Source organism: Streptomyces antimicrobicus (genome assembly GCF_020532625.1).
GTDB lineage: Bacteria > Actinomycetota > Actinomycetes > Streptomycetales > Streptomycetaceae > Streptomyces > Streptomyces antimicrobicus.
This window is the reverse complement of record NZ_JAJAUY010000104.1, coordinates 1-20,925: the sequence shown is the minus strand read 5'-3', so window position 1 is coordinate 20,925 and position 20,925 is coordinate 1. Positions and strand designations below refer to the sequence as shown.

Sequence of the window (20,925 nt, the reverse complement as noted above, 5' to 3'; positions counted from 1 at the left end):
CGGGTCCGAGGACTGGCCCACGGGCTTGCGGACGACCACGGGCGGGATCGGACGCGAGCCGGGGATGTTGATCCGGATCCGCGTCGTCAGCGTGGTCTCGGTCTTCGGTCCGTCGAGGTCCCCGTCGGGGGTGGACGGCTTCGAGGTCACAGCGTTCCCCTCCGGTGCGTTCGACTGGCCGGTTCCGTACGGCGGCGTACCCGAGGGGTATGCGGCTCCCCCGCGGCCCTGCGGCCCGGAGGACGAACTGTCAGTTTCACGGCTCAAGGCAGGTTCTCCCGATCGGCTCCGCCGCCCGTCGTACCGTGCGCGGGCAGCTCGGCGGCCCGTCCACCATACTGGCCGCGGCCCGGGCGCAACTGTCCCCCGGAGGTCAGGGGTTCCCGCCGGCGCCCGCGGCGGTGCGCGCGCCGGGTCCTCACAACCCCGCGCGCGTGTCTCGGCGTAGCTCCGAACGCCACGTCACCTGCCGGACCGGCTGGCCGAAACCGATCGGTCCGACGGCATCTGGAGGGTGGCACACATCACAGCGAGGACGGTTCCGCCCAAAAGGTAGACATACATACTGATTCCGGCCGAGCTCAGCAGGAAGTCGCCCTCGCTGCGCGGCACGCTCAGCACCACGTACGTCAGGAACCAGCCGATCACCGCCGCGCCGACGCCGAGCGCCGTACCGGTCAGCAGCCGGCCCGCCAGGAACAGGCCGAGCAGCGCCAGCAGGGCGAGCAGCAGCCCGCCGGGGAACCACACGTCCGCCACCAGCCAGCCGGCCACCCCCACGAGGGCTCCGGTGACGAGCAGGCCCAGGCACGCGGCGATCCGCGCCGGGGTCAGGGCCGTGGTCACACGCCCACCCCCGCGAACAGGTCGTGCTCGCGCTCGCCCGCCGGCACGCCCGGCCGACCCGCGACCAACTCGTAGTACTCGCGCGTGAACAACGGCTGCGCGAGGTCGTTGGAGAGCGCGAAGAAGGCACCGTCCACGGCGATCTGGGTGGCGTGGGCCCGCATCGCGGCCGCCTTCGCCGCCGCGTACTTCTCCCCCTCGTCACCGATCTCGGCGGTGACCTGCTCGTCCGGGACCACGCCCGGGACGTCATCGGGCGAGCCGACGGCGGGGAACGGCACGTCGGCACCGGCCGCGCGCAGCCGGGCGAAGCCCTCCTCGACCACCGAGCGCGGGACGCGGTTCCAGTAGATCTTGGCGATCTCGTGGGGCTCCCCGAGGTCGCGCCGGTACGCCTTCTCACCGGCGAGCGCGGCGGCGCGCATGGCGACCCGGTGGGCCTGGATGTGGTCGGGGTGCCCGTAGCCGCCCTGCGGGTCGTACGTCACGAGCACCTGCGGGCGCAGCTCCCGGATCACCTCCACGAGGTGGGCGGCGGCCTCGTCGACGTCGGCGGCCCAGAAGGCGCCGGGCCGGTGGTTCTGCTCGGTGCCCATCATCCCGGAGTCGCGGTACCGGCCCGGCCCGCCGAGGAACCGGTGGTCGGTCACGCCGAGTTCGGCCATCGCCAGGCCCAGCTCGCCGATCCGGTGGCTGCCCAGCGTGTCGTCGCGGTCGGCCGCCAGATGGGCGAGTTCGGGCGGGATGATCTCGCCCTCCTCGCCGAGCGTGCACGTCACCAGCGCGACATGGGCGCCTTCGGCCGCGTACTTGGCCATGGTGACGCCGTTGTTGATCGACTCGTCGTCCGGGTGCGCGTGCACGAGGAGCAGACGACGGGCGGGAAGACCGTTCATGCCCGCCAGCGTACGACGCCGCTCCTACAACTTCAGGCCACTGACCATGCCGGCCACGCTGTTGGTGACCTGGCTGAGCGTGGGCGCGATCGACGAGCTGGAGAGGTAGAAGCCCAGCAGGATGCAGACCACGGCATGCCCCGCCTTGAGCCCCGCCTTGCGCACCAGCAGGAAGACGACGATCGCCAGCAGCACCACGGCCGAGATCGAGAGTGCCACGGCGGTTCACCTCCACGTCGGGAACGGTCATCGAGTCGCGCACACGACGGAGTCATACCCACCGTGCGCTACGGATCATAACTATCCGTACCAGCACATCCATCGATATCTGGAAGCGTCGGGGGTCGCATGCCGCGCACGAAAGGGGGCACACGGAGGCCGGGCGGGCGGGAACAAGCCCCTCCCGCCCGGCGGAGGACGCCCGCACGGCCGTACTTCGCCGCTGCGGAGGAGTACGCGTATCGCGACAGAGCCAGTCAAATGCCCGCGGCACAGCGACAGTTGACACTGCTGGGGCGGGTGGGGCGGGATTCGGCGAACTTGGCCGGATCGTTACGCCGCCGGGCCCTGCCGGACCCAGTCCGTCAGGGCACTCCACGCCTGCGGCGCGAGGCGGAGCCGGGGGCTGGCGCTGAGCTTCGAGTCCCGGACATGCACGGCTTCGGGGCAGGCGGCCACCTCGACGCACGCGCCGCCCTCGCTACCGCTGTAGCTGGACTTGAACCACTTCAGTGCGGTGCTCATAGCTCTCCTAGTAGCCGGTCCAACAGGCCTTTCGTGTCCGAGAGGTTGAGGGCCTGCGAGCGCAGCATCGCATACTTCTGCGTAAGGATGCTGACCTCGTTCGGGTCGCGTACGAGGAGGCTGCCGCGCTGCGTCTCGGAGTAGGCGAGCCGCTGGAAGTCCGGGGTCTCCAGCAAGATGAACGGGCCATCGAGGCCGGCGTGGGCGGTGACACCGATGGGCAGCACCTGAAGGGAGATGGTGGTGAGATCGGCACACTCCCGCAGGTACTGAAGCTGCTCCCGGTGCACGTCGTCACCCCCGATGCGGTCTCGCACAGCCACCTCACCGATGATGAAGCTCATCGTGGGCGGCACCGGACGGCGAAGGATGTCCTGACGCTTCATCCGCCGTGTGACCGCGAGCTCGATCTTCTCCTCCCCGATGTACGGCACGCGGCAGCGGAGGACCGCGCGGGCGTACGCCTCGGTCTGGAGCAGACCCGGCACGACCAAGGCGTCGTACCAGGAGAGCGCGAGGGCCGTGGCCTCGGCCTCCATGTACTCCTCGGCCCACGCGGGGATCATGTCGACCTCCGGCAGCCGGTTCGCGGCGGCGGTGAGCACCCCCGGCAGGCCGAGCTCCCGGTCCAGCAGCTCCGCGATGTCCGGCATGAGGACACGCCTGCCCTGCTCGATCGAGGCCATGCTCTCGACGTCGATACCGACCTTGTCGGCCAGCTCCCGCTGGGTCAACTGCTTGGAAATCCGGGCGGCGGCGACCATCGCCCCCACCATCTTCATGGCTGTGGAGTTGGGCCGACGCGGCCTCTTCCTGGGTGGCATGAGTAACACGCTAGTCACCCACCGCAGCGGCTGTCCGGCGAACGCCGATATTCGCGGAACCTCAATTCCCGCCGCTGACCTGCGAGTTCGCCCATATGACACGTCACGCGCCACGCATGACAGCTACACCCCGTAACCGCCCGCTCAGGCCGCCGGAGGTGACGGCGGAACCACCTGTTTCTCGGCGGCGAAGTGGCACGCCGACGGGTGGGAGGCGGGGGTCAGGGACAGGCGGAACTCCGGGGGGACCTCCAGCGGGGGGACCTCCACCACGCAGCGCTCCTGGGCCTTCCAGCAGCGGGTGCGGAAGCGGCAGCCCGACGGCGGGTCGGCCGGGGACGGGACGTCGCCCGTCAGGATGATGCGCTCGCGGTGGAGGCGGGCCTCCGGGTCCGGGACCGGGACGGCCGAGAGCAGGGCCTGGGTGTACGGGTGGGTGGGGTGGTCGTAGATCTGGGTGTCGGTGCCGATCTCCACGATCTTGCCGAGGTACATCACCCCGACCCGGTCCGAGATGTGCCGCACGATCGACAGGTCGTGGGCGATGAAGACGTAGGAGAGGCTGAACTCCGACTGCAGGCGCTCCAGGAGGTTGACCACCTGGGCCTGGACCGACACGTCCAGGGCCGAGACCGGCTCGTCCGCCACGATCACCTCGGGGCGCAGCGCGAGGCCGCGGGCGATGCCGATGCGCTGGCGCTGACCGCCGGAGAACTGGTGCGGGTAGCGGTTGATGTACTCGGGGTTCAGGCCCACGACGTCCAGCAGCTCCTGGACCTTGCGGCGCCGGTCGCCCTTCGGGGCCACCTCGGGGTGGATCTCGTACGGCTCGCCGATGATGTCACCGACCGTCATACGCGGGTTCAGCGAGGTGTACGGGTCCTGGAAGACCATCTGGATGTTGCGGCGGACGGCCTTGAGGGCCCGGCCCGACAGCTTGGTGATGTCCTCGCCCTTGTACGTGATCGCGCCGGCCGTGGGGCGTTCGAGGTTCACCAGCATGCGGGCGACCGTCGACTTGCCGCAGCCGGACTCGCCCACGATGCCCAGGGTCTCGCCCGCGCCGAGGGCGAACGAGACGCCGTCGACGGCCTTGACCGCGCCGATCTGCCGCTTGAAGAGGACGCCCTGGGTGAGCGGGTAGTGCTTGACCAGGTCGGTGACCTCCAGGATGGCCTCAGGCATGGAGGCACTCCTTCCAGAAGTGGCAGGCGCTGGTGCGCGGCACGGGCGACTCGGTGACCTGGTAGAGCGGGGGGACGTCGCCGCGGCAGAGAGGTCGGGCCATCGGGCAGCGCGGGTTGAAGGCGCAGCCGGAGGGGATGGCCAGGAGGTTGGGCGGCAGGCCCTTGATCGCGTAGAGCTCCTGGCCCTTCTGGTCCAGGCGGGGGATGGAGTCGAGCAGGCCGCGGGTGTACGGGTGCGCGGGCGCCTTGTAGATCTCGTGGACGGGGGCCGCCTCGACGATCCGGCCGGCGTACATCACGGCGATCTTGTCGGCGACGTCGGCCACCACGCCGAGGTCGTGGGTGATCAGGATCAGGCCCATGTTCAGCTCGCGCTGGAGCTCGGCGAGCAGGTCCATGACCTGGGCCTGGACGGTGACGTCGAGGGCGGTGGTCGGCTCGTCGGCGATGATCAGGGAGGGTTCGAGGGCGAGTGCCATCGCGATCATGATGCGCTGGCGCATGCCGCCGGAGAACTGGTGGGGGTAGTCCCCGACCCGCTCGCGGGCCGCGGGGATCTTCACCCGGTCCATCAGTTCCACGGCGCGGGCGCGGGAGTCCTTGCGGGACATGCCGCGGTGCACCTCGAACATCTCGCCCAGCTGGGCGCCCACGGTCAGCACGGGGTTCAGGGCGCTCAGCGCGTCCTGGAAGATCATCGCCATGTCCGCCCCGCGGATCCTGCGGCGTTCCTCCTCCTTGAGCTTCAGCAGGTCGCGGCCCTTGAAGAGGATCTCGCCGGCGGCGATCCGGCCCGGGGGCACGTCGAGGATGCCCATGATCGCCTGCGCGGTCACGGACTTGCCCGAGCCGGACTCGCCGAGCACGGCCAGGGTCTCGCCGGCCTCGACCGAGTAGGTGACCCCGTTGACCGCCTTGGCGACCCCGTCGCGCGTGGTGAACTCCACGTGCAGGTCGCGGACTTCGAGCAGCATGGGCGGGGCTCCTCAGCGCAGCTTGGGGTCGAGGGCGTCGCGGACGGCGTCGCCGAGCATGATGAACGCGAGCACGGTGACGCTGAGCGCGCCGGCCGGCCACAGCAGCATGTGCGGGGCGTTGCGGATCTGCGGGGCGGCGTTGGAGATGTCGATGCCCCAGGAGACGGTCGGCGGGCGCAGGCCCACGCCGAGGAACGACAGCGTCGCCTCCAGGGCGATGTACGTGCCGAGCGCGATGGTGGCGACGACGATGACCGGGGCGACGGCGTTGGGGGCCACGTGGCGCAGCAGCATCCGGCCGTGGCCGGCGCCCAGGGCCCGGGCCGCCTGGACGTAGTCGTTCTGCTTGGCGGTGATGACCGAGCCGCGGGCGATCCGGCCGATCTGCGGCCAGCCGAGCAGCACGATGAAGCCGACGACCGGCCAGACGGTGGTGCCGGTGACGACGGAGAGGAAGACCAGGCCGCCGAGGACGACCGGGATGCCGAAGAAGATGTCGGCGACGCGGGAGAGCAGCGCGTCCCACCAGCCGCCGAAGAAGCCGGCGAGCCCGCCGAGGAGGGAGCCGAGCAGGGCCGCGCCGAGGGTGGCGCAGATGCCGACGGTGATGGAGGCGCGGGCGCCGTGCACCGTCCGGGTGTAGACGTCGCAGCCCTGGGTGTCGTAGCCGAACGGGTGGCCGGGGGCCGAGCCCTCCTGGGACTTGGCCAGGTCGCACTGGAGCGGGTCGCCGCTCGCGATCAGGCCGGGCCAGATCGCGATGAGCACGAGGAAGAGGATCAGCAGCGCGGAGACGACGAAGACGGGGTTGCGGCGCAGCTGGTGCCAGGCGTCGGACCACAGCGAGCGGGCCTTCTCGCGCGGGTTGCCGGGAGCCGGCGGGATGGCCCGTTCCAGGCTCTCCGCCTCGTCCAGGGCGAGATCCATGGGGCCTCCCTGGCCGGTCGGGGCGATCGCTTCCCGGTCCCCGGGCTGGAGCGGGTCGTAGCGGGCGGGTCCGGCGGTCTCGGGGACGCGGCCGGGGCGGACACCGCCGGGACCGACGGAGCCGGGGCCGCCGGAGCCGGCACCGTCGGGGCGGGGACCGTCGGGCCCGGGGCGCTCGGGCTCAGGCATACCGGATCCTCGGGTCCAGGACCGCGTAGAGCAGGTCGACGAGCAGGTTCGCCAGCAGGAAGACGATGACGAGGATGGTCACGAAGCCCACGACCGTGGGCGAGTTGTTGCGCAGGATGCCCTGGTAGAGCTGGTAGCCGACGCCGTGGATGTTGAAGATCCGCTCGGTGACGATGGCACCGCCCATCAGGGCGCCGATGTCGGTGCCGATGAACGTGACCACGGGGATCAGGGAGTTGCGCAGCAGGTGCCTGGTGACGACCCGCCGGCGCGGCAGGCCCTTGGCGGTGGCGGTGCGCACGTAGTCGGCCTTGGTGTTCTCGGCGATGGAGGTGCGCGAGAGCCGGGTGACGTACGCGAGCGAGACCAGCGCGAGCACGACGCCGGGCAGGATCAGCTCGTCGAACGGCGCGTCCGCGGAGACGCTGGGCCGCACCCAGCCCCATTTCACGCCGAGGACGAACTGGAGCAGGTAGCCGGTGACGAACGTCGGCACGGAGATCACCACGAGCGTGAGCACGAGCAGCGTGGTGTCGATCGCCTTGCCCCGGCGCAGCCCGCTGACCACGCCGAGGGTGATGCCGACGACGATCTCGATGGCGATCGCCACGACGGTCAGGCGCAGGGTGACGGGGAACGCGGAGGCCATCAGCTCGGTGACGGGCTGGCCGTTGAAGGCGGTGCCGAAGTTCCCCTGGAAGATCTGCCCCATGTAGTGCAGGTACTGCTCCCACAGGGGCCGGTCGAGGTAGAGGTCCTTGCGGATCCGGGCGGCGGTCGCCGGGTCGGGGGCCTTGTCCCCGAACAGCGCCGCCACCGGGTCGCCGAGGGCGTAGACCATGACGAAGATCAGGAGCGTGCTGCCGATGAACACCGGGATCATCTGCAGCAGCCGCCGGATCACGTAACGTCCCATGGATCACTCCGTGACGGGTGCGGACGGCCGGCGGATCAGCTGACCTTGATCCGGTCGTAGACGGGCACGCTGAACTGGTTGAGCTCCACGTTCGACAGCCGCTCCGCGTAGCCGGCGCTGCCGTTCTGGTACCACAGCGGGATGGAGGGCATCTGGGCGGCGAGGATCTTCTCGGCCTCCTGGAACGTGCTGATGGCCTTGGCGGTGTCGCTCTGGCTGTTGGCCTCGTCCACGAGCTTGTCGAAGGCGGGGTCGGAGAACTTGCCGTAGTTGGACGAGGCGCCGGTGAAGTACAGCGGCTGCAGGAAGTTCTGGATGAGCGGGTAGTCGCCCTGCCAGCCGGAGCGGAAGGGGCCGGTGAGCTTGTACGCGCTCTGCTGGTTGCGGAAGTCGGCGAAGGTGCCCACGGGGTTGACCGTGCAGACCGGGCCCTGGCCGAGGGCGTTGTTGATGCTGTTGCAGACGGCGTCCATCCAGGCGCGGTGCGAGCCGGTGTCCACGTTGGAGGTGATCGTCATCCTCCCGCCGGGCAGGCCGCCGCCCTCCTCGATGAGCTTCTTGGCGGCGGCCGGGTCGTACGTGCACAGCTCGCCGCAGATGTCGGCGTAGCCGCCCTTGGCGCCGAGGGCGGAGGAGGTCCAGTCCTTGGCGGGGCTGCGGGTGCCCTGGAAGATCTGGCGGGTGATCTCGTCGCGGTTGATGGCGCGGGAGATGCCCTGGCGGACCTTCTCCATGCCGGGCTTGCCCCACCGGGGGTCGTACAGGGGGAAGGTGAGGGTCTGGATGATCAGCGCGGGCTGGTTGATGTACCGGTCGCCGAGGTCGGCCTTGACGTTCTTGAGCTGCGAGGTCGGTACGTCGTCGATCAGGTCGAGGTTGCCCGAGATCAGGTCGGTGTAGGCGGTGTTGTTGTCGGTGTAGACCTTCAGGTCGACGCCGCCGTTCTGGGCCTTGTCCTCCCCGGGGTAGCCGTCCCAGGCGCGCAGCTGCATGGCCGTGCCCTTGGTGTACGACTGCACGGTGTACGGGCCGTTGCCGACGGGCTTGGCGAGCCAGGCGGTGTGGTCGGTGAAGAAGGCCTTGGGCAGCGGGGAGAAGGCCTGGTAGCCGAGGGTCTCGGGCCAGGTGGAGAACTTCTTGTCGAGCGCCACCGTGAAGGTCCGGTCGTCCTTGACGACCAGGCCGGACATGGTCGTGGCGGTGGGCTCGCCGGACTCCGGGTGGACGTCGGAGTAGCCGACGATGTCGGAGAAGAACGGGGCGTTGTTCTGCTTGTTGCGCACGTCCGCCGCGTAGTTCCAGGCGTCCACGAAGGACTGGGCGGTGACGGGCTCGTTGTTGCTGAAGGTCCAGCCCGCCTTCAGCGTGACGGTGAAGTTCTGCTGGTCGGTGGTCTCGATCTTCTCGGCGAGCATGTTCTTGGCCTCGCCGGTCCTGGGGTCGTAGCGCTTGAGGCCGCGGAAGATCATGTCGAGGACCTTGCCGCCCTGCACCTCGTTGGTGTTGGCCGGCTCCAGCGGGTTCTGCGGGTCGCCCCACGAGGAGCTGACGATCCCGGCGCCCTCGCCGCCGCCGTCGCTCCCGCCACCGCAGGCCGTCGCCGCGAGGGCGACGACCACCGCACATGCGGCCCACTTGGCGTGCGTGGCTGCGCGCATGGAGTGCCTCCTTGGCTCCCAGGACTCCCAAGAGTCGACTGGGCCCCAATGTCACCCCATGCGCGCACCCCCGCACGGCTGGTTCGCCCGATTGCACCCTCCCACCGCGACGACGTCACCCGTGGGGGTGCACGTAGCCCGGTCAGCGGACGCCGGGCGGTCACGCGCTACTGCGCGCGCTGCGGCCAGACGGGGCCCTGGTCGGTCCAGACGACGCCCTTGTTGCGGCAGAGGCAGAAGGGGTGGCCGACGGGGTCGGTGTAGACGCGGAAGCCGTAGCCCTCGGCGTCGACGTGGTCCCGCTGCAGGGTCGCGCCGAGGGCCAGGACCCGGCGCTGCTCGGCCTCGATGTCGTCGACCTCGAAGTCGAGGTGGAACTGCTTGGGGTGCTCGCTGTCGGGCCACTGCGGGGCGCGGTAGTCCTCCACCGGGACGAAGGCCAGTTCGATGTCACCGAACCGGATGCCGGCCCAGTGCTCGGTGCTGTCCTCCTTGACCGGATGCCCCGTCACCTCGGAGTAGAAGGCCGCGAGCTTCATCGCGTCCGGGCAGTCGATGATGAAGTCGGTGAGTCGTAGCATTCCGTGATCCTGCCACACGATCACATGAGTCGGACCTGGAGAGGGCGCATGAGTGAAGTGGGCTTCGGCGGCGGCAAAGTGGTCGTGAACCGGGCGATGTCGCTGGACGGCTTCATCGCCGGCCCCGGCCACGCGATGGACTGGATCTCCGCGTACCTGACCGCCGCCGACGTCCCGGACGTCATGGCGGCCACGGGCGCCATGCTGATCGGCCGGCGCACGTACGAGGTCGCCCGGCGGATGTCCGGCCAGGGCCCCGCCTACGACGGGGGAGCGCAGTTCGTCCTCACGCACCGGCCCCCCGAGGAGCCGGACCCCGCCGTCACGTTCCTCACCTGTGGACTCGACGAAGCCGTCGCCACCGCGCGCGGCGCCGCGGGCGGCAAGAACCTGGAGATCCTCGGCGCCGACGTGGCCGCCCAGTGCCTGCGGCGCGGGCTCGTCGACGAGATCCTGGTGTACGTCCTGCCGGTGCTGCTGGGCGACGGCGTCCGCTTCACGCCCCCCGGCCTGGGCCGGATCGAGCTGGAGCCCTTCGACACCACCCGGTCGGGCGCCGTCACGACGCTGCGCTTCCGGGTGCGGGGGCCGGCGCGGCCCGCCCCCACCGGTCCCTGACGGGGGCGCGCTAGGCGGCGGGGTGCACCCGGGTCTCCCAGGTGACGACCGCGTAGTGCTTGGCCATGCCGTGGGACTCGTAGAGGGACAGGGCGTTGCTCGCGTTCAGGGTGTCCACGCCCAGGCCGATGGTGTCGCGGCCGCGGGCGGCGTACGTGGCGAACGCGTGGCGCAGGAGGTGGCCGCCGAGGCCGCGGCCGCGGTGCTCCTTGCGGACCCCGAGCGTGCTCACCCAGCCCATGGCGGCGCGGTTGTCGCGGGTGACGGCCACGGCGACGTCGCCGTGCCCCTCCAGGGCGGCGATCCACACCAGGGACCAGTCGAACGCCTCCGTGCCCAGCAGGTTCAGCCACTGCTCGTAGCTGCGGTGGCGGTGGCCGAAGTGCTCGGACATCGTCTCCTGGACGAGCGCGTGGGCGATCCGCCGGTCGGCCTCGGCCTCGCAGGTGCGCAAGGTCAGGCCGGGCACGGCGGGCGGCGCCTGGTCGGCGGCGGACAGGGCGCGGGTCATGACGTGGTAGCGGCGGACCTCGCTCCAGCCGCGGGCGGCGAGCCGGGCCGTGTCGAAGGTCGGGGCGATGTTGAGGCCCAGGTGCAGCACGGCGTGCCGGCCGCCCGCCGCCCGGGCCCGCTCCAGGGCCCGGCGCTCCATCAGCTCCAGCAGCCGCTCCCCCACCTCCTGCGCCTCCGGCAGGATGTAGTGGTCGCCCTCGACCACGACGCCGCCGTCCTCGCCGGGCGCGACGGCCGGCGCCTCGGCGCCGCCGTCCCACAGGACGGCGTAGGCGATCAGCCGGTCCCCGTCGAAGGCCAGCCAGGAGTCGTGCGCGAGGTCGGTGGCGGGGTCCGTCAGGTCACCGGTGACCTCGGCGAGTTCGGTCTCGGGCCGGCCGATCTCCAGGACGTCGACGGCGTTCATGAGGTCGCATATCGCGGGCGCGTCGTCCGGGCCGGCGGGGCGTACGGTCAGCATCCGACCACTGTCGGATGGCGGGGCCGCCCGCCGCAAACCATTTACCGGTACCGCCCGGTGGGGCGCCGGAACGCCGCGAGGGCACGGCGCGGTGGCCGTGCCCTCGCGGGTCACGCGGTGCGCGCGGCCCGTCGTACGACGGGCGGGCGCGCGGCGGGGTCAGACCGCCAGGATCGCCTTCTCCTCGGCGAAGTGGCACGCCGAGACGTGCGCGGCCGGGGTGTCCTTGCCCTTGAAGCGGGTCGGGATCGCCAGCAGCGGCTCCTCCGTCGCGCAGCGGTCCTCCGCCTTCCAGCAGCGGGTGCGGAAGCGGCAGCCCGACGGCGGGTTGGCCGGGGACGGGACGTCGCCGGTGAGGATGATGCGCTCGCGCTGCTCGCGGACCTCGGGGTCCGGGACCGGCACGGCCGACAGCAGCGCCTGGGTGTAGGGGTGCGTCGGGTGGTCGTAGATCTGCGTGTCGGTGCCGATCTCGGCCATCTTGCCGAGGTACATCACGCCCACGCGGTCCGAGATGTGCCGGACGATCGACAGGTCGTGCGCGATGAAGATGTAGGAGAGGTTGAACTCGTCCTGCAGCTTCTCCATCAGGTTGATGACCTGCGCCTGGACGGACACGTCCAGGGCGGAGACCGGCTCGTCGCAGATGATGATCTCCGGGTTGAGCGCGAGGCCGCGGGCGATGCCGATGCGCTGGCGCTGACCGCCGGAGAACTGGTGCGGGTAGCGGTTGATGTACTCGGGGTTCAGGCCCACGACGTCCAGGAGCTCCTGGACCTTGCGGCGCCGGTCGCCCTTCGGGGCCACCTCGGGGTGGATCTCGAAGGGCTCGCCGATGATGTCGCCGACCGTCATGCGCGGGTTCAGCGAGGTGTACGGGTCCTGGAACACCATCTGGATGTTGCGGCGGACGGCCTTGAGGGCGCGGCCCGACAGCTTGGTGATGTCCTGGCCCTTGTAGAAGACCTCACCCGAGGTGGCGGTCTCCAGCAGCATCAGCAGCTTGGCGACGGTGGACTTGCCGCAGCCCGACTCGCCGACGATGCCCAGGGTCTCGCCCTGGTAGAGGTCGAAGGAGACCCCGTCGACGGCCTTGACGGCGCCGATCTGGCGCTTCATCAGGATGCCCTTGGTCAGCGGGAAGTGCTTGACCAGGTTGCGCACCTGCAGGATCGGCTCACCGCGCTCGACCGGGGCGGCGAAGGCCTCCAGGGCCTTCTCCTCGATCACCTCGGCGGGGGCGTCCACGGCCTCGTCCGTCTTGCTCAGCTCAGCCATGGATCTGCTCCTTCCAGAAGTGGCAGGCGCTGGTACGGCCGACCAGCTCGGCGCCGTCCTGCTCGGTGACCGGCACCAGGGCCGGGACGTCGGTGCGGCAGATGTCCTGCGCCTTCGGGCAGCGCGGGTTGAAGGCGCAGCCGGCCGGCGGCTTCAGCAGGTTGGGCGGCAGGCCCTTGATCGCGTAGAGCTCCTGGCCCTTCTGGTCCAGGCGCGGGATCGAGTCCAGCAGGCCGCGGGTGTACGGGTGCGCGGGGCGCTTGTACAGCTCGTGGATCGGGGACTGCTCGACGATCCGGCCCGCGTACATCACGGCGATCTTGTCCGCGACGTCGGCGACCACGCCGAGGTCGTGGGTGATGAGGATCAGGCCCATCGCGTACTCCTGCTGGAGCTCCGCGAGCAGGTCCATCACCTGGGCCTGGACGGTCACGTCGAGCGCCGTGGTGGGCTCGTCGGCGATGATCAGGTCCGGCTCCAGGGCCAGCGCCATGGCGATCATGATGCGCTGGCGCATACCGCCGGAGAACTGGTGCGGGTAGTCGTTGACCCGGGCCTTGGCGGCGGGGATCTTCACCCGGTCCATCAGCTCGACGGCCTTGGCCGTGGCGTCCTTCTTGGACATGCCCTGGTGGACGCGGAACATCTCGCCCAGCTGGTTGCCCACGGAGAACACGGGGTTCAGGGCGGACAGCGCGTCCTGGAAGATCATCGCCATCTTCGGGCCGCGCAGCTTGCGCCGCTCCTCCTCCGACAGCTTCAGGATGTCCTGGCCGCGGAAGAGGATCTCGCCCTTGCTGACGCGCCCGGGGGGCGAGTCGAGGATGCCCATGATCGCCTGCGCGGTCACGGACTTGCCGGAGCCGGACTCGCCGAGCACGGCGAGGGTCTCGCCGGACCTGACGCTGTAGTTCACGCCGTTGACGGCGCGGACGATGCCCTCGCGCGTCTTGAACTCGACGTGCAGGTCGCGGACTTCGAGGACCGGGGTCTCGTCGTCGCCCGGGGCGGCGGCGGGCCGCTCTGCGGTGATGTGCGAAGTGGTCATGTGTGTGCCGCCCTCCTAGCGCAGCTTCGGGTCAAGGGCGTCACGCAGCCCGTCACCGACGAAAACGAAGCCCAGGACGGTCAGAACGATCGCGATGGACGGGTAGACCCACAGGAAGTCCTTCACGCCCAGGAAGTCCTTGGCGCCGGCGAGCATGTTGCCCCACTCGGGGACCTCCGGGCTGACGCCCACGCCCAGGAAGGACAGCGAGGCCTCGGCCACGATGGCACCGCCGACGCTGAAGGCGGCGTAGGCCATCACGGCGGCGATGGAGTTGGGGATGATGTGCCGGATGATGATGCGCGAGGTGCTGGCGCCCAGGGCGCGGGCGGCGTGCACGTAGTCCGCCTCGCGCACCGACAGGATCGAGCTGCGCAGCAGGCGGGAGACCGTCGGCCAGGAGAAGACGGCCAGCGAGATGATCACCGGCATGACGCCGCGGCCCATGGCCATGATGATCACGATGGCGCCGATGATCAGCGGGAAGGCGAAGAAGACGTCGGCGACGCGCATCAGGACCGAGTCGGTGGCCTTGCCGAAGTAACCGGCGAGGGCGCCGACGACGACACCGATGGCGCAGGCCAGGAAGATCGACGCGAGGCCGACCTCGACGGCGATGCGGCTGCCGTAGATGATGCGCGACAGCTGGTCGCGGCCGAGGGCGTCGGTGCCGAGCAGGTGCTCGCCGCTGGGGTCCTGCAGGGTGTTGGTCAGGTCCTGGTGGTACGGGTCCTGCGGCGCGATCAGCGGCGCGAAGATCGCCGTGAGGAACAGCGCGAGGACCAGCACCAGGCCGAAGACGGCCAGCTTGTTGGCGACGAAGCGGTGGCGGATCTCGCCCCACTGCGTGACGCGGGCGACGGCGGGCTCGGCGCTCGCGGCGGCCGGTGCGGGGGCGGCGGCCGGCTCGGCGGTCCCCGCATCCGCTGTGCTCTTGGTGAGCTCAGTCATGGGTGTGACTCCTAGAAACTGCCTTGGCTCAGGCGAGACGGATGCGCGGGTCGAGGACCGCGTAGAGCAGGTCGACGATGAGGTTCAGCACCACGAACACGGCGACTCCGAAGGAGACGACGCCGATGATGATCGGGTTGTTCTGCTGCTGGATCGCCAGGACCAGGGCCAGACCGATGCCGTCCCAGTTGAAGATGGCCTCGGTGATCAGCGCGCCGCCGAGCAGGGAGCCGAAGGAGATACCCAGGTACGTGACGACCGGGATGATCGAGTTGCGCATGACGTGCTTGAAGAGCACGGTCCGCCGCGGCAGGCCCTTGGCCACGGCCGTCTTGACGTAGTCGGCCTTGAGCACTTCGAGCATGGTGCCGCGCATGAGGCGGGCGACCAGGGCCGCGTCGAGGATCGCGAGCGTGAAGGCCGGCAGGATCATGGACTGGAACGATCCGTCGGCGATGACCGGGAACCAGGCGAGCTTCACCGAGAACGTCGACAGCAGCACGAGGCCGATGACGAACGACGGGAAGCCGACGGCCATGGTGGTGAGCAGGGTGATCAGCACGTCCCAGAAGGAGTATCTGAACAGCGCGGCGATCATGCCGGCGAGCAGGCCGATGGCGATGTCGATGACGATCGCGGCGACGGCGAGCTTGGCGGTGTTGGTGAGCTTGGGAGCGAGGATCTCCGTCACCGGGCGCCGCTGGGTGTAGTCCTCACCCAGGTCGCCCTTGGCCAGGTTCTTGACGAAGTTTCCGTACTGGACCGGGAGCGGGTCGTTCAGTCCGTACCGCTCACGGAGTTCTGCCACCACCGCGGGATCACGGGCCTTGTCTCCACCGAGCGAACCCACCGGGTCGCCGGGGAGGACGAAGAGACAGGCGAAGAGCACGACCGTCGCACCGAAGAGGACGACGACCATCTGCCCGAGCCGCCTGATCACATAACTGCCCACGATGCCTCCTTCACATACTGAGCATGGGAGTTGGCGGCATCGTCCGATCGGGACGAGAGGCCGCGACCGGGCGCCGGATTACAGGGGGGGGTGCGCCCGGATGTGGACAAAAGTCGTGGAGGGCGGAAGAGTGCTCCGTCCCTCCACGACCTTTGCTATGCCAACTGAAGAGGCATTACTTGGCGGAGATCTCCGCGAGGTTCGGGTCCTCGAAGAAGTCCATCTTCACGTTGTCGAACTTCGCGGTGTTGGCGAGACGGTACTGCGTGCGCTTCCACAGCGGGATGAGGCCCTGCTCGGTGTCGACGGCGAGCTTCTCGGCCTGCTTGTACAGGGCGGCGCGGGCGGCGGCGTCCTTGGTGGCGCGGGCCTGGTCCAGGAGCTTGTCGAACTCCGGGTTGCTGTAGCGACCGCGGTTGTCACCCTGGGCGGCACCGGTGGCCGGGTCCTCGTTGATGGAGCCGGTGGCCAGCAGCGGGAACAGGAAGTTGTCGGCCGTCGGGTAGTCGGCACCCCAGGCGGAACGCCACAGACCGGCGGTCTTCTTGTCCTTCTGCTCCGACAGGGCCTCCTTGAACGGCTTGCCGTTCAGCTTGACCTCGAGGCCGAGGACGTCCTTCAGCTGCTGCGCGACGGCCTGGACCCACTCCTCGTGACCGGAGCCGGTGTTGTAGCCGAAGTCCAGGACGGTGCCCGGCTTCAGGCCCGACTTCTCGGCGAGCTCCTTGGCCTTGGCGACGTCCTGCTTGACGCAGGTGGTGCAGACGCCCTCCTGGTAGACGTCCGCGAAGGACGGCGGCAGGACGGAGGAGGCCGGCTTCTGCATGCCCTGGAAGACACCCTTGGCGATGGCCTCGCGGTCGATCGCGTAGGAGATGGCCTTACGGGCGTCCGGGCTGTTCAGCGGGGCGTTCTGGTTGAACGCGACCAGGTAGTTGATGCCGGAGGTGTCGGCCTCGACCCACTGGTTCTTCGGCGCGTACTTCTGCTTGGCGACCGGCAGCTGCGGCGTGGGCATACGGGCCCAGTCGAACGTACCCGCCTGGAAGCCCTGGTACTCCAGGGTGGAGGTGTTGTTCGGGTTGAGGATCGTGATCTCGACCTTGGCGAGCTTGGCCTTCTCGAAGCCGTAGTCGTCGTTGCGGACGAGGGTGATCTTCTTGTTGTGCTCCCAGGCGCCTTCCATCTTGAAGGGGCCGTTGCCGATCGGCTGGTCGTTGTACGCCTTGTTGTCGGCGGCACCGGCGACCTTGGGAACCGGGGCGAAGACGGTGTGGACGGTCTTCTTGTCGAACTCGAAGTCGGCCGCGGACAGCTTGACCTCAAGGGTGTTGGCGTCGACCGCCTTCACACCGGCGAACTTGTCGCTCTTGCCGCTGTTGAGGTCCTCGTAACCCTCGATGCCGGCCATGTGGTAGGCGACGTCGGAGGCGGACTTCTTGTCGGCGACGCGGGTCCAGGCGCGGACGAACGCCTCGGCGTCGACCGGCTCACCGTTGGAGAACTTGGTGCCGGCCTTGATCTTGAAGGTCCAGGTCTTGCCGTCGTCGCTGGTCGTGGCCGACTCGGCGAGGGCCGGGATCAGCTTGCCGTTGGGCTCCACCTTGTACAGACCGGTGAAGAGGTTGTGCGCGACGAGCGAGCCCTCGGACTCCTGCGCGTTGAACGGGTCAATGGCGGTCGGCTCGGTGATGCCCATACGGAACACACCGCCCTTCGCCGAGTCGCCCTTGTCATTCCCGCCACCACAGGCGGTCGCCGCCAGGGCGACGACGATCGCGCCCGCGACCCACTTGGCGCTCTTGGCACCACGCATGGGTTTCCTCCTCATGAGTCCACTGATCGACTTGAGGGACACAGGTACGTTTCGCCGACACCCCTGACGGCGATAGGAACAGTGCCCCGAGTGTGCTCGTGAGTCGGCGCTCCCCACAGCGCGTGACCCATTGACCCGAGCTCAATGGAGCCATCCTCAGGGACGCCTAGTCCGTAAACCACACTTAAGTGGTCTCGTTTTCACAACATCACCCCCCACCAGAAACCCGAAATCCGGACAAAGGGATCAGAGACAGACACACGCGAAACGGACGGTTAGCGCACCTTCCGGAGTGTGACGACCGGTATCCGGACATCCCGGGGGCACAAACGACTTGACAGGCGGACGCCAACAGCCCGGCCCCCGCACGCAGAACGTGCGGGGGCCGGGCTGTTGGCGAACGGGTGCCTTACTTGGCGGCCTTGGCGCGCGAGGCGGTGCGCGCGCGGTCCTTGGCGTCCAGGACGACCTTGCGGATGCGGACGGCCTCCGGGGTCACCTCGACGCACTCGTCGTCGCGGCAGAACTCCAGGGACTGCTCCAGGGAGAGCTTGCGCGGCGGAACGATGGACTCCGCGACATCGGCCGTGGAGGAGCGCATGTTGGTGAGCTTCTTCTCCTTGGTGATGTTCACGTCCATGTCGTCGGAGCGGGAGTTCTCGCCGACGATCATGCCCTCGTACACCTCGGTGCCGGGCTCGACGAACAGCACGCCGCGCTCCTGCAGGTTGGTCATCGCGAACGCGGTGACCGCACCGGCGCGGTCGGCGACCAGGGAGCCGTTGTTACGGGTCTGCAGGGTGCCGAACCACGGCTCGTGGCCCTCGTGGATGGAGTGGGCGATACCGGTACCGCGGGTGTTGGTCAGGAACTCCGTACGGAAGCCGATGAGGCCGCGGGACGGGACGACGAACTCCATGCGGACCCAGCCGGAGCCGTGGTTGGACATGTTGTCCATGCGGCCCTTGCGGACACCCATCATCTGGGTGACGGCGCCCATGTGCTCCTCGGGCACGTCGATCGTCATGCGCTCGACGGGCTCGTAGGTCTTGCCGTCGACCTCCTTGGTGACGACCTGCGGCTTGCCGATGGTCAGCTCGAAGCCCTCGCGGCGCATCTGCTCGACCAGGATGGCCAGCGCCAGCTCGCCGCGGCCCTGCACCTCCCAGGCGTCCGGACGCTCGGTCTCCAGCACGCGCAGCGAGACGTTGCCGATCAGCTCGCGGTCCAGGCGGTCCTTGACCTGGCGGGCGGTGACCTTGCGGTCCTTGACCGCGGCCTTGGCGTCGGCGCCCTTGCCGCTGCCGCCGCGGCCCACCAGCGGGGAGGTGTTGGTGCCGATGACCATGGAGATGGCCGGCTCGTCCACCGTGATCAGCGGGAGGGCGACCGGGTTCTCCGGGTCGGCCAGGGTCTCACCGATCATGATGTCCGGGATACCGGCGACGGCGCAGATGTCACCGGGGCCGGCGACCTCGGCCGGCTTGCGGGTGAGCGCCTCGGTCATCATCAGCTCGGAGATGCGCACGTTGGAGATCGAGCCGTCGCGCTTGATCCACGCGACCGTCTGGCCCTTGCGCAGCTCGCCCTGCTCGACGCGCAGCAGCGCGATGCGGCCGAGGAAGTTGTCGGCGTCCAGGTTGGTGACGTGGGCCTGGAGCGGGGCCTCCTCCTCGAAGGTCGGAGCCGGGATGTGCTCCAGGATCGTGGAGAAGAACGGCTCCAGGTTGGTGGAGTCGGCCGGGACGGTGCCGTCCTCCGGCTTGGTCAGCGAGGCGATGCCGTCGCGGCCGCAGGCGTAGACGATCGGGAACTCGATCTGGTCCTCGTCGGCGTCCAGGTCCAGGAAGAGGTCGTAGGTCTCGTTGACGACCTCGTCGATCCGGGAGTCCGGGCGGTCCGTCTTGTTGATGCAGAGGATGACGGGCATGCGGGCCTGGAGGGCCTTGCGGAGCACGAAGCGGGTCTGCGGCAGCGGACCCTCGGAGGCGTCCACCAGCAGCACGACGCCGTCGACCATCGACAGACCGCGCTCGACCTCGCCACCGAAGTCGGCGTGGCCGGGGGTGTCGATGATGTTGATCGTGATCGGGGCCCCGCCGTCCTTGGGGTGGTACTTCACCGCCGTGTTCTTGGCGAGGATCGTGATGCCCTTCTCACGCTCCAGGTCGTTCGAGTCCATGACGCGGTCGTCGACGGAGTCGAGCTGGTGCGCGGCGAAGGCACCCGCCTGCTTGAGCATGGCATCGACGATGGTCGTCTTGCCGTGGTCGACGTGGGCGACGATGGCGACGTTTCGGATGTCGTGGCGCGTGGGCACTGCGGCGCTTCTCCCGGGATCGTGGATGGCGTCGCGTACGGTCCGGCACGCGAGCCTGCCGGGCGGAAAACCTGCCACGGCCTTACCCCATGGTACGTCGAGTGGCGGGAAGCGCCTGCCAAGGGGGCTGTCAAGAGGCCGTACGGCTGACGTGGGGGTGCCGTCCCGGCGAGGTGGTGCGGGTCGACGGGCGGTCGACGCGCGGGTCAATGGGCAGGTACGACCTTGCCCGCCGGGGATCCGGCGGGCAAGGGACTTGAGTCACTTCTGAGCTTGGCACCCGGAATCCGCCCGGCGTGCGCCGGCCGCCTCCGAGGCGCCGCTCACTTCTTCTTCTTGGCCGACCCCGGCTTCGTCCAGCCGATGTCCTGGTAGCGGGGGGTGGCCAGGCCGAAGGCGCCGGCGTTGGCCAGGTTCGGCTTGACCGCCACCAGCTGGGGCCGCTGGTACAGGGGCAGCGAGCCGGCCGCGGCCCAGATCCGGGCGTCCGCCTTGCGCATCAGCTCGCGGGCCTTGTCCTCGTCGAGCTCGCCCAGCGCCTGGTCGAACAGCTGGTCGATGTGGTCGGTGCCGACCCGGGTGTAGTTCTGCTCCACCAGCAGGGAGCCGTCCGCCGCGGGCTCGGGCTTGGCGAAGATCGGCCGGTCGTCGGTGGCCGGGAAGGCGGTCGCGGGCCAGGAGTACAGCGCCAGGTCGTACTGGCCCGAGGCGATGTGGTCCTTGAAGAAGGAGTCGTCCGCGACCTTGGTCACCTCGGTGGCGATGCCGACCTTGCGCAGCATCTGCGAGATCCGCTCGCCGACCGTGCGCAGCGACTCCGAGCCCGGGCCCGAGGGCAGGACGAACCGCAGGGTCAGCGGCTTGCCGTCCTTGGCGAGCAGGGTCCCCGAGGTCTTGGCGGCCTGCTCGGCGGGGCCGGCCGGGGCGGGCGAGGCCGCCGCCCGGCGGTCCTGGGCGGGGGCGCGCTTGGCGTCGTCCTCGTCGGCGGCGCGGGCCTGGGCCTCGGACTGCGCCATCAGCGCGGCCTCCTGCTGCTCCGCCAGCGGGGCGGGGGCCAGAGCGGTCTGCTGGTGCCCGCCCGGGTGCCCGGCGAAGGCGTCGGCGTCGACGATCTCGCCGTCGGGCCCGTAGGGGACGCCCTCGCCCGGCTCCGCCGGCAGGCCCTCGCCGGTGCCCGCCCGGTCGCCCTCCTCGCCGGGCCGCCCCGGCAGCCGCGGGCCCTGC

Annotated in this window: 19 protein-coding genes and 1 pseudogene; 1 reads left to right on the top strand and 19 read right to left on the bottom strand. The window is 69.7% G+C overall.

From position 1 onward, the window contains the following. Positions 1-462 precede the first annotated feature (462 nt). From LG632_RS22180 to LG632_RS22130, 11 genes are all read right to left on the bottom strand, one after another. Positions 463-846, bottom strand: coding sequence for a DUF6113 family protein (locus LG632_RS22180; protein ID WP_226729176.1), 384 nt, complete (start codon positions 844-846; stop codon positions 463-465). Then, positions 843-1,742 carry an N-acetyl-1-D-myo-inositol-2-amino-2-deoxy-alpha-D-glucopyranoside deacetylase gene (mshB, locus tag LG632_RS22175; protein ID WP_226729175.1) on the bottom strand — a complete coding sequence of 300 codons (900 nt, stop codon included), beginning with the start codon at positions 1,740-1,742 and terminating at the stop codon, positions 843-845. The genes LG632_RS22180 and mshB overlap by 4 nt, the downstream gene beginning before the upstream one ends. A 24-nt stretch (positions 1,743-1,766) precedes the next feature. Beyond that, positions 1,767-1,961, bottom strand: a complete 195-nt coding sequence (locus tag LG632_RS22170; RefSeq protein ID WP_125652861.1) for a hypothetical protein — start codon at positions 1,959-1,961, stop codon at positions 1,767-1,769. Positions 1,962-2,294: 333 nt separating this feature from the next. Next, positions 2,295-2,486, bottom strand: a complete 192-nt coding sequence (locus LG632_RS22165) for a DUF397 domain-containing protein (RefSeq protein WP_226729174.1) — start codon at positions 2,484-2,486, stop codon at positions 2,295-2,297. Next, complete coding sequence (locus LG632_RS22160) at positions 2,483-3,268, bottom strand: helix-turn-helix domain-containing protein (protein ID WP_226729173.1); 786 nt, start codon at positions 3,266-3,268, stop codon at positions 2,483-2,485. Before LG632_RS22160 ends, LG632_RS22165 begins: the two co-directional genes overlap by 4 nt. 186 nt (positions 3,269-3,454) lie before the next feature. After that, positions 3,455-4,495, bottom strand: a complete 1,041-nt coding sequence (locus tag LG632_RS22155) for an ABC transporter ATP-binding protein (protein ID WP_226729172.1) — start codon at positions 4,493-4,495, stop codon at positions 3,455-3,457. Continuing rightward, complete coding sequence (locus LG632_RS22150) at positions 4,488-5,471, bottom strand: ABC transporter ATP-binding protein (protein ID WP_226729171.1); 984 nt, start codon at positions 5,469-5,471, stop codon at positions 4,488-4,490. The genes LG632_RS22155 and LG632_RS22150 overlap by 8 nt, the downstream gene beginning before the upstream one ends. A gap of 12 nt (positions 5,472-5,483) precedes the next feature. Next, complete coding sequence (locus LG632_RS22145; protein ID WP_226729177.1) at positions 5,484-6,401, bottom strand: ABC transporter permease; 918 nt, start codon at positions 6,399-6,401, stop codon at positions 5,484-5,486. A 181-nt stretch (positions 6,402-6,582) separates the two neighbouring features. Then, on the bottom strand, positions 6,583-7,506 hold the full coding sequence (locus tag LG632_RS22140) for an ABC transporter permease (protein ID WP_226729170.1): 924 nt from the start codon (positions 7,504-7,506) through the stop codon (positions 6,583-6,585). Positions 7,507-7,541: 35 nt separating this feature from the next. Beyond that, on the bottom strand, positions 7,542-9,164 hold the full coding sequence (locus LG632_RS22135) for a peptide ABC transporter substrate-binding protein (RefSeq protein WP_226729169.1): 1,623 nt from the start codon (positions 9,162-9,164) through the stop codon (positions 7,542-7,544). 167 nt (positions 9,165-9,331) lie between these two features. After that, the gene (locus LG632_RS22130) at positions 9,332-9,745 is read right to left on the bottom strand and encodes a VOC family protein (protein WP_226729168.1); all 414 of its coding nucleotides are present in this window, start codon (positions 9,743-9,745) and stop codon (positions 9,332-9,334) included. A 48-nt stretch (positions 9,746-9,793) separates the two neighbouring features. Here LG632_RS22130 and LG632_RS22125 point away from each other — a divergent pair, with 48 nt between their 5' ends. Then, on the top strand, positions 9,794-10,363 hold the full coding sequence (locus LG632_RS22125; protein WP_226729167.1) for a dihydrofolate reductase family protein: 570 nt from the start codon (positions 9,794-9,796) through the stop codon (positions 10,361-10,363). 10 nt (positions 10,364-10,373) lie between these two features. On the opposite strand, the gene LG632_RS22120 is transcribed toward LG632_RS22125, so the two are convergent. From LG632_RS22120 to LG632_RS22085, 8 genes and pseudogenes are all read right to left on the bottom strand, one after another. Beyond that, on the bottom strand, positions 10,374-11,336 hold the full coding sequence (locus LG632_RS22120; protein ID WP_226729166.1) for a GNAT family N-acetyltransferase: 963 nt from the start codon (positions 11,334-11,336) through the stop codon (positions 10,374-10,376). Between the two features lie 159 nt (positions 11,337-11,495). After that, the gene (locus LG632_RS22115) at positions 11,496-12,614 is read right to left on the bottom strand and encodes an ABC transporter ATP-binding protein (RefSeq protein WP_226729165.1); all 1,119 of its coding nucleotides are present in this window, start codon (positions 12,612-12,614) and stop codon (positions 11,496-11,498) included. Next, complete coding sequence (locus LG632_RS22110; protein WP_226729164.1) at positions 12,607-13,662, bottom strand: ABC transporter ATP-binding protein; 1,056 nt, start codon at positions 13,660-13,662, stop codon at positions 12,607-12,609. The genes LG632_RS22115 and LG632_RS22110 overlap by 8 nt, the downstream gene beginning before the upstream one ends. A 15-nt stretch (positions 13,663-13,677) precedes the next feature. Continuing rightward, on the bottom strand, positions 13,678-14,613 hold the full coding sequence (locus LG632_RS22105; RefSeq protein WP_226729163.1) for an ABC transporter permease: 936 nt from the start codon (positions 14,611-14,613) through the stop codon (positions 13,678-13,680). A gap of 28 nt (positions 14,614-14,641) precedes the next feature. Continuing rightward, positions 14,642-15,565: an ABC transporter permease gene (locus LG632_RS30600; protein ID WP_226729162.1), complete on the bottom strand. Its 924-nt coding sequence runs from the start codon at positions 15,563-15,565 to the stop codon at positions 14,642-14,644. Positions 15,566-15,740: 175 nt separating this feature from the next. Continuing rightward, the gene (locus LG632_RS22095; RefSeq protein ID WP_226729161.1) at positions 15,741-17,381 is read right to left on the bottom strand and encodes a peptide ABC transporter substrate-binding protein; all 1,641 of its coding nucleotides are present in this window, start codon (positions 17,379-17,381) and stop codon (positions 15,741-15,743) included. 409 nt (positions 17,382-17,790) lie between these two features. Then, complete coding sequence (gene typA, locus LG632_RS22090; RefSeq protein WP_226729160.1) at positions 17,791-19,701, bottom strand: translational GTPase TypA; 1,911 nt, start codon at positions 19,699-19,701, stop codon at positions 17,791-17,793. A gap of 323 nt (positions 19,702-20,024) precedes the next feature. Beyond that, a pseudogene (locus tag LG632_RS22085) lies at positions 20,025-20,925 on the bottom strand (ABC transporter family substrate-binding protein); the annotation flags it as partial.